This window comes from Streptococcus suis (assembly GCF_002964045.1).
Lineage (GTDB): Bacteria > Bacillota > Bacilli > Lactobacillales > Streptococcaceae > Streptococcus > Streptococcus suis_U.
The window spans coordinates 1-273 of the sequence record NZ_POPB01000054.1; the positions used below are offsets into that span (position 1 = coordinate 1).

The 273-nt window shown below is 38.5% G+C and carries 1 pseudogene; it reads left to right on the forward strand.

What is annotated here, in order from left to right:
* A pseudogene (locus C1E99_RS00235) lies at positions 1-208 on the forward strand (hypothetical protein); the annotation flags it as partial.
* Between the last annotated feature and the right edge of the window lie 65 nt (positions 209-273).

Below are 273 nucleotides of genomic sequence, written 5' to 3' on the forward strand. Positions count from 1 at the left end.
GATCCACTACACTCTACTCTATAGCCACTTGGTCAATAAAATAAGTTATGACCCAACAGCCCCTGAAAAAGTTATCTTGCAAGTCCTAAATGATATTCGCCAAGATTTTTCAGAACGGACTCGACAGAAAAATCAAACAGGAACTAATTCCGCTACCATAAACATTGTAACAACCTTACCGCAAGGAAAAGAGTTGGAGGCAAGATAGAAAATTCCCCCTAGTCGAAATGATTAGGGGGATTAAGTATTACTTCTCAAAAGGACCATTCATTA